We start from the raw sequence: 12,883 nt of genomic DNA, 5'->3' as shown, positions 1-12,883 counted from the left end.
CATGAGATGAATTTGGTGGTGCAAAGTAAAGGAAAGTCTGGTTAATTCAGGTCAACCGGCTTGCTCTGGTAGAATTTTTCGTCCAGCTTCAGCCTTTGTTCCCATTTCCAGGCGGTAGACATCATGTCTTCCAGGCCATATTTGATTGTCCATCCCAGGGACGTAACGGCATAATCATTATTGGCATAGATGGCAATCACATCACCTGAACGGCGGGGGCCGATGGTATAGTTCAGCTTCACGCCGCTTACTTTCTCAAATGCCCTGATGGCTTCCAGCACGGTAACACCATTGCCGGTACCAAGGTTGAAGACTTCACAGCGCTTGGAATTCTTTCCATCGATCAGGTACTGGATAGACAGCGTATGGGCATGGGCGATATCACTTACATGGATGAAGTCACGCACGCAGCTGCCGTCACGCGTATCATAATCAGCGCCATGAACGGTCATCTGCGGGAGTTTGCCGATAGCGGTCTGCGTGATCGCGGGGATCAGGTTGGCAGGCCTTCCGATGGGCAGCTCACCGATAAGGATGGACGGGTGTGCACCTACCGGGTTGAAATAACGGAGAAGCACACACTGGGCGCTGGCTGTTTTTGAAAATTCGTTGATGATCTGCTCTCCCATCTGCTTGGTATAGCCATAAGGAGATTCCGCAGGCTTGGGAGGCGTGCTCTCTGTAACCGGTATCACATCAGGATTTCCGTATACGGTACAGGAAGAAGAGAACACAAAATGCGGGATGTTGAACTCCTGCACGCATTTCAGCAGGTTGATGAGTGAAACGAGATTGTTCTCGAAATACATCAGGGGCTGCTCAACAGATTCGCCTACTGCTTTGTAAGCTGCAAAGTGAATGATGCCGGAGATATCGCTGTTCTCCTGGAAGATCGCAAACGTGTCATCGAAATTGCAGAGATCAACTTTATAGTTTTTGATTTTTTTACCGGTGATCTTTTCGATGCCTTCGAGAATGCGGGGAGTGGATCTTGAGTTATTGTCTACAGAGATCACTTCAAAGCCGTTCTCAACCAGATCAACGATTGTATGAGAGCCGATATAGCCACAACCGCCGGTAACAAGTATTTTGCTCATTGGTAATGAATAGTAGTGGTGTTTATTGTTCTTTTAATACGTTCATGAGATATTGGCCATAGCCGCTTTTCAGCAGTGGTTTGGCCAGGGTTTCCAGTTGTTCCCTGTTGATGAAACCTTTGCGGTACGCGATCTCTTCGAGGCAGGCGATCTTGATGCCCTGTCTTTGTTCTATCACCTGCACAAACAGGGATGCCTGCATCAGTGAATCGAAAGTACCGGTATCCAGCCAGGCCGTGCCCCTGTCGAGGATGGAAACCTGGAGATTTCCTCTTCGAAGATATTCCTTATTTACATCAGTAATCTCATATTCCCCGCGTGGGCTGGGTTTCAGGTCTTTAGCGATGTTCACCACCTCATTGTCGTAGAAATAGAGGCCGGGGACCGCGTAATTGCTTTTGGGAGCGGTGGGTTTCTCTTCAATGGAAATCGCTTTTTTGTCCTTATCGAATTCCACCACGCCGTAACGTTCGGGATCGCTCACATGGTAAGCGTATACGATGCCTCCTTCAGGTTTTGTATTTCGTGAGAGTTGCTCACCCAGTCCTGCGCCATAGAAGATATTATCTCCCAGAACGAGGGCTACAGCATCATTGCCGATAAATTCGGCGCCGATCACGAATGCCTGTGCCAATCCATTCGGAACGGCCTGTTCTGCATAGGAAAACTGGAGGCCCCACTGCTGACCATCGCCCAGCAATCTTTTGAATTGAGGAAGATCGTAAGGAGTGGAAATGATCAAAATTTCCCGGATGCCTGCAAGCATAAGGGTAGACAGCGGGTAGTAGATCATGGGCTTATCATAGATAGGCATGATCTGTTTGCTGATTGCGTAGGTTATAGGGTGAAGTCTTGTACCGGAACCTCCTGCCAGAATTATTCCTTTCATCTGATAAAGCAGTTTTATTAAATATACAATTGACTGAATGAATGCTCAAAATAGCAAGAAAGCGCCAAAATCCGAAGGTAAAATTAAAGAAGGGGCCTTCTTCACTTCGGTATCGGATGTGAAAAAGGCCCCCTGTTCAAGGCTGCGGGCTCAATGCCCGGCCCTGTTATAAATGCAAAACGAGCTTGGTAATATAATATGTAATGGCGGCCAGCACAGCACTTACCGGAATGGTTAGGATCCAGGCCCAGAGCAGGTTGATGGTAACGCCCCAGCGTACGGCTGACAAACGTTTGGTTGCTCCCACACCAATGATAGCGCCAGTGATGGTATGTGTGGTGCTTACAGGAATACCCAGGTGCTCTGTCATGAAAAGCGTAGCGGCACCGGCTGTTTCAGCAGCAACACCTTCCAGCGGCGTTACTTTGGTGATACGGCTTCCCATCGTTTTCACGATCTTCCATCCACCACTCATGGTACCGAGGGCAATGGCAGTGAAACAGGCGAGCGGCACCCAGTCCGGAACGGCCTTGATATTATCTATCTGACCCTGGGCCACCATGGCGGCGGCGATCAGACCCAGAACTTTCTGTGCATCGTTACTGCCGTGGCCGAGACTGAACAGGGCTGAAGAAACCAGCTGCAGCCTTCTGAACCAGCTATCGGCTTTATATGGATTGGCCCGCCGGCATATATTGACTATTATCAGCGTAATTATCAATGAGACCAGCATACCTACAAAAGGTGCACCGAAAATGAATAAGAAGATGGGGATAACCACGCTGTAGTTGATCACACTATGGCCGTCCTGTGCAAAATGACCTACGTGGGCCAGTGCCGCTCCCATAAAGCCTCCCAGCAAGGTATGGGAAGAAGAGGATGGGATACCGAACCACCAGGTAAGGAGGTTCCAGGCGATGGCTGCTATCAGCGCAGAGAAGATCACCGGTAATGTGATGAAGCCCGGATTGATACTTTTTGCAAACGAATTACCGATCTTGAACTCACCGATCCAGTATTTGGCAATAAAAAAGGCAGCGAAGTTGAAAACCGCTGCCCACAGCACAGCCTGGAAGGGCGTCAGTACTTTCGTGGACACGATGGTGGCAATGGAGTTGGCTGCATCATGGAATCCGTTGATGTAATCAAAAACCAGCGCCAGTATGATAATGATAACCAGAAAAGTCATAAAGGCTCAGGTTATGCGTATTTAATGATGATGGATTCGATCACGTTGGCTGCGTCTTCACATTTGTCTGTAACGATCTCCAGCACCTGGTAGATCTCTCTTTTCTTGATCACCTCTTTGGCGTCTGGTTCTGTTTCAAACAAACGGTCGATGCTCATATCGAAGATATCATCAGCCTGGTTCTCGATGCTGTTCACCTTCACCAGTGCATCAGTGATGCGGCGCATATTCTTCATATTACGAAGCTCGATCACGGCATTCTTGATCTGCTCGGAGCCCTGCTCGATCAGGTCAGCCATTTTCTGGATGCCCTGGTCATTCGGGTTCACTTTATAGAAGTTGATCTTCTTGGCGGAAGAGAAGATATAATCAGCGATATCATCCAGGGCAGTAGCCAGATAGTGGATGTCTTCACGGTCAAAAGGAGTGATGAAATTACGGCCGAGCTCAGTGAAGATCTTGTGCGTGAAATCGTCGTTCACATGTTCCAGGTCCTCTATCTGTGCTATGATGGCTGCTCTTTTGTCGAAGTCCGGTTCTGTAACCACTTCCTTCATCAGCTTACCCATTTTAGCAACCGTGTGTGCTACCTGTTCAAACAAAGAATAGAAAATCTTATCCTTCGGCATAAAGATCTTCATGATTGAATTCAAGCCCATTTGATCTATAATTTGCGGCAAAAATAGAACTATTAAACCGGAGATTAAGAAAGGGTGAATTGGTAATAATTTCTTAACAATGCCCTTAAAATGACCGCCTACCTTTGCAGCCAATGTTACCATTGTATGATTAAATTGTTAAGCACCCCCAGGATAGCCTTGTTGGCCGGTCTTTTGATTTTATGTCAAAAGGCTGATGCTCAATTTCTTATGGATATGATCGACACTTCCAAGGATATGGGTAAGGGACTGCTGCAAATGTTCAAGCGGTTTGACCACCTAGTTATCGGCGGTTATATGCAGCCGCAGTTCCAGGTGGCCCAGGAAAAGGGAGCTAAAGGGTATTTCGGGGGTGATTTTGCACCCCGCTCCAACAACCGTTTCATGCTTCGCCGGGGCCGGGTCCGTTTCGATTATGCCCACTATAATGAAAAAGATCAGCCCACCGTTCAGTTCGCTATTCAGTTCGACGGTACCGAGCGGGGGGTGAATATCCGCGACCTCTGGGGCAGGGTGTTTGAGAATAAATGGCAATTATTCATGGTAACCGGTGGTATGTTTGCCCGTCCTTTTGGTTATGAACTGAACCTTTCTTCTTCAGACCGGGAAGCCCCTGAGCGTGGCCGCATGAGCCAGATCCTCATGAGAACGGAACGTGACCTCGGTGCGATGGTCTCTTTTTCTCCTCGTGTAAAAAATCATCCGCTCCGGTACCTTAAGCTGGACCTGGGCGCTTTCAACGGACAGGGCATGACCGGCCCTTCTGAATACGACAGTTATAAAGATATCATTGCACATATCGGACTGAAGCCTTACCCCATTACTAAGAAGCTGTTTCTCTCAGGCGGCATTTCCACTTTGCAGGGTGGCCTCGCTTCTCCCACCAAATACATATATAAAATAGGAGAGGGCCCGATGGGCAGACAGTTTGTTGTAGACTCTTCTGCAGATAATATAGATAGCAAGGCGCCCCGTCAATATCATGGAGCAGACATGCAGTGGAGGCTCAAAACAAAATGGGGCAATACGGAGCTGCGTGGCGAATACTGGTTTGGTAAGCAAACTGCAACAGCTGCAACTTCAGAAACGCCAGGCAGTTTGACCAACGATCCTTTTTATGTTAGAAAATTCGATGGCGCATTTATCTGCTTCCTGCAACATATAGTAAATACCTCACACCAACTGGTGATCAAGTATGACTGGTATGATCCCAATACTTCGGTGAGCGGAAAACAGATCGGTGAGCCAGACAGGAAACTTACTCCCGCAGACATCAGATACAACACCCTCGGTTTCGGGTATGTGCATTATATCAATCAGAACCTGAAATTGTTTTTATGGTATGATCATATAAAAAATGAATCAACCTCTCTGAACGGTTATACAGATGACCTGGAAGACGATGTTTTTACCTGCCGTTTGCAATTCCGCTTCTGACGCGGGTTTCATAGAATCACATAACATTCGGGAAATACTCGCGTAACATTGACGTAACATTCAGAAGGCAATTTACCGGGTAAAAACAGTGCTTAACAATTCGGTAATGTTGGCGTAACATACCGATAACAGCTCGCAGATACTTTTGCCGCACATTAAAAAGACTGTTGTGAGCAAAAAGTTATACTTTTTAACCTCGTTTTTGTTATTGACCCTCTTTGCCTCAGCTCAAACCATCCGCCTCAACGGAAGAGTGATCAACTCAAAAAATGAAGCACTTCCGGGAGCCTCTGTAAGTGTGGAGGGTAACGCCCGCACCATCGTTGCGGATATCGAAGGCCGCTTCTCCATTAATCTGGAAGCAGGAAAGAAATACTCGATCAAAGTATCAAGTGCAGGGTACAACACCAAAGTTTTGGATGATCTGGAAGTTAAGCGTGATGAAGAGAATACCATTACAGTGGTACTCGAAAACAAAACGCTCGACGAAGTGGTTGTAAGAACTTCTGTAAGACGGGAAAGCACCAGCGCCCTGATCAACCTGCAAAAGAACAACACCTCATTATCAAGCGGACTTGCTGCTGACTTCATCAAGAGAACACCTGATAAGAACACAGGTGAGATCCTGAAACGCGTGAGCGGAACAAGTATCCAGGATAACAGGTTTGTGATCGTTCGCGGTCTGGGTGACCGTTACAATGCTTCTTTCATCAACGGTGCACAGCTCCCCAGCTCTGAGCCTGATAAAAGAGCTTTCTCCTTTGATGTGATCCCTTCCAACGTTGTGGATAATATCATCATCAATAAAACTGCTACTCCTGACCTTACCGGTGAGTTTGCCGGTGGCCTGGTACAGGTTATCACAAAAGACATTCCTACAAAAGATTTCCTTACAGTAGGCGCTTCTCTCGGTTACAATACCATTTCTACTTTCAAGGACTTCTACAGCAACAAGCGCAGCAGCACAGACTGGCTCGGTTTTCAGAGCGATGCAAAACTGCCTTCCATCTTCCCGGAGAACAGGGGTAAGTACAACGGCCTCTCCAATGCAGAGAAAGTTGAGATCACCAAAGGTTTCAGGGATGATGTTTATAAACAGGAACAGTCCAATGCTGCACCTATCCAGACTTACAATATCTCTTACGGTACTGCCAAACGTTATAACAATGGCGGACAGTTCGGTACTGTATTGTCTGTGATCTACAGAAAGGCTATGAACCTGTACGATGTTCAGAGGAACCAGTTTGAAAAACTGCAACTACTGACCGGCTTCAACGACAAGCAGAACAAGTACAACGTTACAGGCGCTGCCATGGCCAATTTCACTTATGTAAAAGGAAAGCATAAAATATCTTTCAAGAACCTGTTCAACCAGGGATATGAAAACAATTATTATCAGCGCTCTGGTGTGAATACAGACAGGAATGGTAATATCGGCCTGGTATCTAATATTCCCAGCCAGCGTACATTCTATACCGGTATCTTCGAGGGCAGTCACCAGCTTCCCTGGAAAGGTATCAAAGTTAACTGGAATGCAGGGTATGGTTACAACAACAAACGCCAGGAGGACCTGCGTACAGTGGCTTACCTGCAACCCGAAGGATCCAGCCAGTTCTTCTGGGACCAGGACGATACCCGTCGCTTCTACTCTTACCTGCAGGATCATAACTTCTCCGGAAGCATTTCTGTCACCATGCCATACAAAGCATTTGGCGAAACACAGAACCTGAAAGTTGGTGGTTCATCTATCGTAAGGTTCAGGGATTTCAAGAGCCGCATCTTCCGTTACATTGAAACACCAGCCGATGCTGATGATTTCAACAGCAGTTATGCAACCCTTCCTTATGATCAGATCTTCAGCCGCGATCATATTAATATGAACGGTTTCAAAATGGATGAGTTCACCAACAACACTGATAAGTATTGGGGTACCTCTGCGCTGAACGCCGGCTACATCATGTCTGATAATAAACTGGGTGATGACTGGAGACTGATCGTTGGTGCACGTCTGGAGTATTTCAGGCAGTTCATGACCACCAAAGACCTTTCCGGTAAGCGTTCTCTGGTTGATACTGAGAAATACAGTGTTCTTCCTTCCATGAACCTCACCTATAATATCAATAACCAGAACCTGGTGCGTTTATCTGCTTCACAAACGGTATCACGCCCTGAGTTCCGTGAGCTGGCCAACTTCTCCTTCTTCGACTATGAAGCATACTATGGCATCGTAGGCAACAAGGATCTGAAGATGACCGATATCTACAATGTTGACCTCAGGTATGAGATCTATCCCGGTGCCGGTGAAGCTATCACCCTGGGCGGTTTCTTCAAGAGGTTCGTGAATCCTATCGAACTTACCCTGAATAACGAAAGTACTCCAGCAAGAAGGAACTACTCTTACCAGAATGCAAAGGATGCAAATACTTATGGTGTGGAACTGGAACTGCGTAAGAACCTGAAATTCCTGGGTGGCAACTCTGATCTGCTCAGCGACTTCAGCCTCTTTGCCAACTTTACCTATATCTTCTCAGAAGTTAGCTTCAACAGCGAGTCTGCCGGCAAAGTTACTTCAAGCAACAGGCAGATCCAGGGGCAATCTCCTTACCTGATCAATGGTGGATTGCAATACTCATCACGTTCTACAGGGGTGAATGCAACCCTTCTTTACAACAGGGTGGGTAACAGGCTCGCACTGGTTGGGTCTGACGTGCTGGAAATGCCACATATCTACGAGAACGCAAGAGACGTAATTGACCTGCAGATCTCCAAGAAGTTTGCAGACAACAGGCTGGAACTGAAACTCAGCTATGGCGACATCCTGAATCAGAAAGTGATGTTCTATGAGAATGTAGACTCAAAGAAAACTTACAATAAGAGCGTAGACAGGGTGTTCAGCGTATTCAAACCAGGTTCTACCATCTCTATCGGATTAACATACGACTTCCTCCCATAATTCAGCATTAATAAACTCAACAAGTAAAATTTAAATTCACAGATATGAAATTTGCAAATAAAGCCAGAACCGTAATTGGCGCCTTGGCTGTGTGCATGGTAACCATCTCTTCCTGCGTTAAGGTTAACATCGGCGATACCATCGATGGTGGTGGTAACAACGGCGGCGACGACAATTCCGTTATCACTGGTACGATCGACAAAGACCTTTCTTTACCAAAGGGTAAGTACACGCTGAAAGGATATGTATATGTGAACAACAACGCTACGCTCACAATTGCCAAAGGTTCTGTGATCGTTGGCGCAGTAAATGCAAATGAAAAAGCAGCGCTCATCATCGAAAGAGGTTCCAAACTGATTGCAGACGGAACTGCTGAAGAGCCAATTGTTTTCACTTCCGGTAATCCTGTAGGTTCAAGAGCTCAGGGCGACTGGGGTGGTATCATCCTCCTGGGTAGAGCAACTACCAACCGTCCTACTTCTCCTGCTCCCATCATTGAAGGTGGTGTAAACCGTCCTTATGGTGGAACAGTGAACGACGATAACTCAGGTGTTCTCCGTTATGTTCGTATCGAGTTCACCGGCGTTGCCGCTGAACCAGGTTCTGAGATCAACGGCCTTACCTGCGGTGGTGTAGGTTCTGGCACTATCCTGGAAAACATTCAGTGTTCTTATGGTGCTGATGACGCTTACGAGTTCTTCGGCGGTACTGTAAATGCTAAAAACCTCATCGCATATGCTACATATGATGATGACTATGATTTCGACTTCGGTTATGGTGGTAAGATCCAGTACGCTGTGTCTCTCCGCGATAAACCTTCTGATATCGATCAGGCAAACGGTATCGAGTGTGATAACGATGGTAGCGGTACTGCAGCCACTCCTTACACTAAGCCTGTATTGAGCAACCTCACACTGATAGGACCATATGATCCGGCTGGTGCTTCATCCTTCCATGGATACAGCATGCGTTGGAGGAGAGCTACACGTTTTGTGATTCGCAACTCTGTGTTCCTGGCGCATATCAAAGCCGGTTTCTCTATCGAAAGCAACAGTTCTGCCAACGATTATTATAACGCTAACAACTCCGAGTTCAAGAATAACTTCATCGGTGTAGTTACAAAACCTTACCTGGTTGACTCTGCTGCTGCAAGAGCCATGACTAACGGTTACCCTGCTAACCCCATGTCCTCTGGTGACCGTACTGCCATGATCGACGATGCAATCGCTAAATTGACTGCAAAGGCTGTTATCGATGGTAATACCACTGGTACACGTGATGATGCTCAACTGACCGATCCTTTCAATTTCAACAATCCAAACTTCACAGCTAAGGCAGGTTCTCCTGTTCTCACAGGCGCCAGCTTCACTGGTCTGGATAATTTCTTCAACTCTGCTATCACTTTCCGTGGTGCATTCGGAACTACCAACTGGGCTGCTGGTTGGGCCAGCTTCACTCCGAAGACCAATGTATATTAATCAGTATCTTAGTTACTCATTCGGAATAGAACACCCTGGTCAGGCAACTGAACCAGGGTGTTTGCTTAAATTTGAACCATGAAAAAGGTCCTGTCAATATTTGCTGCTGTTATCATCATTGCCGCCATAGCCTGTAAAAGCAAACCCGCAGTTGTAACCGGGGAGACATTGATGCCGGATATGAAACTTACGGACAGTGTAGAGCTTATTTACTTTAAACAGCCGGAAAACCAGCGCTGGTATACTTACCTTCCACTTACGGATAAAACCTTCATCGATGCGCTGGCAAGCGATGTAAGCGGCCCTGTTCAGGAGGAAACGAAATGCCCGAAAGATGGCAAGATCTACTGTTTTAAGAATGGCCAGATCTTCAATACCATTTTCTTCGGCTACCCTGATGATAAGTGTAATTTTCTGCGTTATATCAAAAATGGAGTAGTGTATCACTTCCCGTTAAGTGAAACCGTGAAGAAGAAATTGCTTGAATACAGGGAACAGTCAAAGGAGCCCGTAGCCTCTGACAGTACACAGCAAAGCGAAAACTAACGATCATTCACATACCGGCAACTTCACTGTGGTAGTTGGGTATTTTTGTTGCCCTTTCCGGTAGTCTTGCTTAATTTTAATCTCAAATCATGCAGCAGATGCTGCTTTTGATGTATCATTATAGAGGTGATCATTTTTGTGCGCATCAATTGCGATTTATCAAATTCCCTGTCCTGTTGCCAAACATTTCCTTGTCCTGCCGCGTTGTTAAGTGCTGAAAGTTTTATCAAACTCATTATATGTTTTTCTTAAGTGAGAGGTTTCCTCTCATGTGACTAACGCCGTTCGATTTCTATCGTGACGGCTTTTTTTATTGTCGCAATTGCCCCTTTATTTCGCTGTGCCCAGTCACTCGCCTCCGGCGAGCACCGTGTCGCCAGGAGGCGACGGAATAGAAGTCACTCATGGGGATGAGCGAGCGACTGGGCACAGCGAAATAAAAATGGGCGGACCAAAACTGGTCAGCCCCCGAAATAATCCAATAAATAATCGCAGGAAATAATATATAGGCAACCGTTAATTGAAAGTGAGATCCGGATAGAGGATATCCAGTTCGTATCTCATATTGGTGCAACGGTGCATCAGTGTATTGATGATGGTTTCCGTAGAGTGTTTGTATTCCACACCTGCTGTAACAGGATCGTTCACCCAGTTGTGGAAAGTATCGTTGAAATCGTCATCCAGGCTATCCGGTGTTCTTACGCCGATCTTCTTCAACGCTGCTGCATTACAGAGTTGCTCATACTGACCTTTAATGGGGATGGCAATCATTTTCTTCTTCAGGTACAAAGCTTCTGCAGGTGTTTCAAAACCTGCGCCGCAAACGATACCATGGCAACTGATCAGGCTTTTGTTGAAAGCTTCTTTGCCAACAGGAATAAAAGTTACATGCCCTTCCGTTTTAACTTCTTTCACCTCTTTGGAGAATACTTCAAAGCGATGATCGGTAAACGGGCGCAGGAACTGCATCAGCTGGTTATCGCAATAAGAAGGAAGGTAGACGGTGATATGTCCTTTATTGGTGATTTCCGATTTCAGGATCTCTTCTTTGATCACAGGAGAGAAGATGAAATCGTCATAGCTCTCAAAATGCAGCCCGATATATTGTGAGGCTTTTGCATAGTTCTTCAGCACCCATTCTCCGATCTTGTTAGGCTTTTCAGGCCTTGGGGTGTTTGCGCTCATGAAACTGGCCTGGTGGCCGAAGTTCACGGAAGGAACTTTCTTGTGCGCACAGGCGAGGGAGGTGATGCATTCGAAATCGTTCAATACCAGGTCGTATTTTTCTACCGGCAGGTCCCTCATTTCTTTCATGATCCTGAAGGGGGAAACCTTACTCATGATCTTCCTGTAATTCAGGCTGCCTTTGCAGGTGTAGAAAAGGCTCAGCCCCTGGCTACGGTATTTGATCTCTGCATCCAGCGGCAGTGTGCTGTTAGCGCCGCTCAGGAAAATATCAACTGTACCATAATTGCGCAGGTAAGGCAGCAGTTCCATGGCCCTGCTGATATGCCCGTTTCCCGTAGCCTGTATTGAATACAATATTTTCATTCTTAATGTTTGTTTATTAGATAGCGAGTGAATTTATATAGAAGCTGATCTCGTCTGTAATAACGTTCAATGGCATGCGCTTGTCGGTATTCGGTACATGCTGGAATTTGGCTTCATCATACTCGAAGATGTTCCATTCGCCTTCCTTGTATTCCAGCGCTGTCAGGTGTTCCACCCAGTCGCCGGAGTTGAGGTAAGTAACTTCACCTTTCTCTGTTTTAATCACTCTTTTCTGTGGCTGGTGAATATGGCCGCAGATCACGTAATCATATTTTTTATCGATGGCCAGCTCGGCGGCGATGGTTTCAAAGTCGTTCACACGCAACACTCCTTTGTTCACTTCCGCCATTACTTTTTTGGAGATGGAAAGTTTCTCGCGGCCGAATGCTTTAAGCACCCAGTTCACGAAGCGGTTGAACTGGATCAGGGCTGCATAACCATTGCTTCCCAGCTTGGCCAGCATTTTGGCTCCGCCTTTGGTGGTATTGTCGAAAACATCTCCATGGAAGATCCAGGTCATCTTATTATCTATCTCCAGCACCAGTTTGTCTGTAAGCGTAAAGTTGCTGAGCTGGAAGTCGGAGTAGCGGCGCATCTGCTCATCATGGTTGCCTGTGATGTAAAACACCCTGGTTCCCTGCATCATCATGTTGAGCACTTCTTTGATCACTGCCATATGTGCGGAGGGGAAGTAGCGTTTGGAGAACTGCCAGCAGTCGATAATATCTCCATTGAGGATAAGGATATTCGGAGTGATACTTTTGAGGTAGGCTGCAAGTTCCCTGGCCCGTGAACCATATGTGCCGAGGTGCACATCCGAAATTACTACTACATCAACAGGTCTTTTTTCCATTAGAGAGCGGTTTAGCAAAATTCCTAACCTTAGCTGACCCTGGTGTAAATTTGCAGTTAAGGAATTGTGTTGTTATTGTGAAGCGAATATTAAGCAGCTGGCTACCGGTACCCATTAACCGTATAACAAATAGGTTTTTAACAGGGCTGAAAGACCCTCCCGTACTGCAATTGAGGAGGAATAGCTAATTTCGCAGATCGCTAATCCAGCTTTTTTATGAATGAAGACCTA

General features: G+C 46.4%; 10 protein-coding genes. 4 read left to right on the top strand and 6 right to left on the bottom strand.

Annotated elements, in window-relative coordinates; translation table 11 throughout:
* Positions 1 to 41: 41 nt before the first annotated feature.
* The 4 genes from galE to ACTHMC_RS03030 form a co-directional block, all read right to left on the bottom strand.
* Positions 42 to 1,097, bottom strand: coding sequence for a UDP-glucose 4-epimerase GalE (gene galE, locus ACTHMC_RS03045; RefSeq protein ID WP_440410715.1), 1,056 nt, complete (start codon positions 1,095 to 1,097; stop codon positions 42 to 44).
* Positions 1,098 to 1,119: 22 nt separating this feature from the next.
* A complete protein-coding gene (rfbA, locus tag ACTHMC_RS03040; RefSeq protein ID WP_440410713.1) occupies positions 1,120 to 1,986 on the bottom strand; it encodes a glucose-1-phosphate thymidylyltransferase RfbA in 867 nt (288 codons plus the stop codon).
* Positions 1,987 to 2,152: 166 nt separating this feature from the next.
* Positions 2,153 to 3,175 carry an anion permease gene (locus ACTHMC_RS03035; RefSeq protein WP_440410712.1) on the bottom strand — a complete coding sequence of 341 codons (1,023 nt, stop codon included), beginning with the start codon at positions 3,173 to 3,175 and terminating at the stop codon, positions 2,153 to 2,155.
* Positions 3,176 to 3,186: 11 nt separating this feature from the next.
* The gene (locus ACTHMC_RS03030; RefSeq protein WP_164735392.1) at positions 3,187 to 3,834 is read right to left on the bottom strand and encodes a DUF47 domain-containing protein; all 648 of its coding nucleotides are present in this window, start codon (positions 3,832 to 3,834) and stop codon (positions 3,187 to 3,189) included.
* A gap of 216 nt (positions 3,835 to 4,050) precedes the next feature.
* On the opposite strand from ACTHMC_RS03030, the gene ACTHMC_RS03025 reads away from it, so the two are divergent.
* The 4 genes from ACTHMC_RS03025 (at position 4,051) to ACTHMC_RS03010 (ending at position 10,248) form a co-directional block, all read left to right on the top strand.
* Positions 4,051 to 5,271 carry a porin gene (locus ACTHMC_RS03025; RefSeq protein ID WP_440410710.1) on the top strand — a complete coding sequence of 407 codons (1,221 nt, stop codon included), beginning with the start codon at positions 4,051 to 4,053 and terminating at the stop codon, positions 5,269 to 5,271.
* A 202-nt stretch (positions 5,272 to 5,473) separates the two neighbouring features.
* The gene (locus ACTHMC_RS03020; RefSeq protein ID WP_440410708.1) at positions 5,474 to 8,224 is read left to right on the top strand and encodes a TonB-dependent receptor domain-containing protein; all 2,751 of its coding nucleotides are present in this window, start codon (positions 5,474 to 5,476) and stop codon (positions 8,222 to 8,224) included.
* Between the two features lie 44 nt (positions 8,225 to 8,268).
* The gene (locus ACTHMC_RS03015) at positions 8,269 to 9,702 is read left to right on the top strand and encodes a hypothetical protein (RefSeq protein ID WP_440410706.1); all 1,434 of its coding nucleotides are present in this window, start codon (positions 8,269 to 8,271) and stop codon (positions 9,700 to 9,702) included.
* A 78-nt stretch (positions 9,703 to 9,780) separates the two neighbouring features.
* Complete coding sequence (locus ACTHMC_RS03010; protein ID WP_440410704.1) at positions 9,781 to 10,248, top strand: hypothetical protein; 468 nt, start codon at positions 9,781 to 9,783, stop codon at positions 10,246 to 10,248.
* A 516-nt stretch (positions 10,249 to 10,764) separates the two neighbouring features.
* Here the strand turns inward: ACTHMC_RS03010 and ACTHMC_RS03005 are convergent.
* A complete protein-coding gene (locus tag ACTHMC_RS03005) occupies positions 10,765 to 11,799 on the bottom strand; it encodes a glycosyltransferase family protein (protein ID WP_440410702.1) in 1,035 nt (344 codons plus the stop codon).
* A 16-nt stretch (positions 11,800 to 11,815) separates the two neighbouring features.
* The gene (locus tag ACTHMC_RS03000) at positions 11,816 to 12,652 is read right to left on the bottom strand and encodes a UDP-2,3-diacylglucosamine diphosphatase (RefSeq protein WP_440410700.1); all 837 of its coding nucleotides are present in this window, start codon (positions 12,650 to 12,652) and stop codon (positions 11,816 to 11,818) included.
* Positions 12,653 to 12,883 lie beyond the last annotated feature (231 nt).

The sequence above is a fragment of the Pseudobacter sp. genome, from assembly GCF_051955275.1.
Classification (GTDB): domain Bacteria; phylum Bacteroidota; class Bacteroidia; order Chitinophagales; family Chitinophagaceae; genus Pseudobacter.
This window is presented reverse-complemented; position numbering and strand designations above follow the sequence as displayed.

What these genes read in the sequence shown, in the direction of transcription:
- ACTHMC_RS03035 (WP_440410712.1), bottom strand. Translation starts at nt 3,175, where the DNA reads ATGACTTTTCTGGTTATCATTATCATACTGGCGCTGGTTTTTGATTAC.
- rfbA (WP_440410713.1), bottom strand. Translation starts at nt 1,986, where the DNA reads ATGAAAGGAATAATTCTGGCAGGAGGTTCCGGTACAAGACTTCACCCT.
- ACTHMC_RS03015 (WP_440410706.1), top strand. Translation starts at nt 8,269, where the DNA reads ATGAAATTTGCAAATAAAGCCAGAACCGTAATTGGCGCCTTGGCTGTG.
- ACTHMC_RS03010 (WP_440410704.1), top strand. Translation starts at nt 9,781, where the DNA reads ATGAAAAAGGTCCTGTCAATATTTGCTGCTGTTATCATCATTGCCGCC.
- ACTHMC_RS03000 (WP_440410700.1), bottom strand. Translation starts at nt 12,652, where the DNA reads ATGGAAAAAAGACCTGTTGATGTAGTAGTAATTTCGGATGTGCACCTC.
- galE (WP_440410715.1), bottom strand. Translation starts at nt 1,097, where the DNA reads ATGAGCAAAATACTTGTTACCGGCGGTTGTGGCTATATCGGCTCTCAT.
- ACTHMC_RS03030 (WP_164735392.1), bottom strand. Translation starts at nt 3,834, where the DNA reads ATGGGCTTGAATTCAATCATGAAGATCTTTATGCCGAAGGATAAGATT.
- ACTHMC_RS03025 (WP_440410710.1), top strand. Translation starts at nt 4,051, where the DNA reads ATGATCGACACTTCCAAGGATATGGGTAAGGGACTGCTGCAAATGTTC.
- ACTHMC_RS03005 (WP_440410702.1), bottom strand. Translation starts at nt 11,799, where the DNA reads ATGAAAATATTGTATTCAATACAGGCTACGGGAAACGGGCATATCAGC.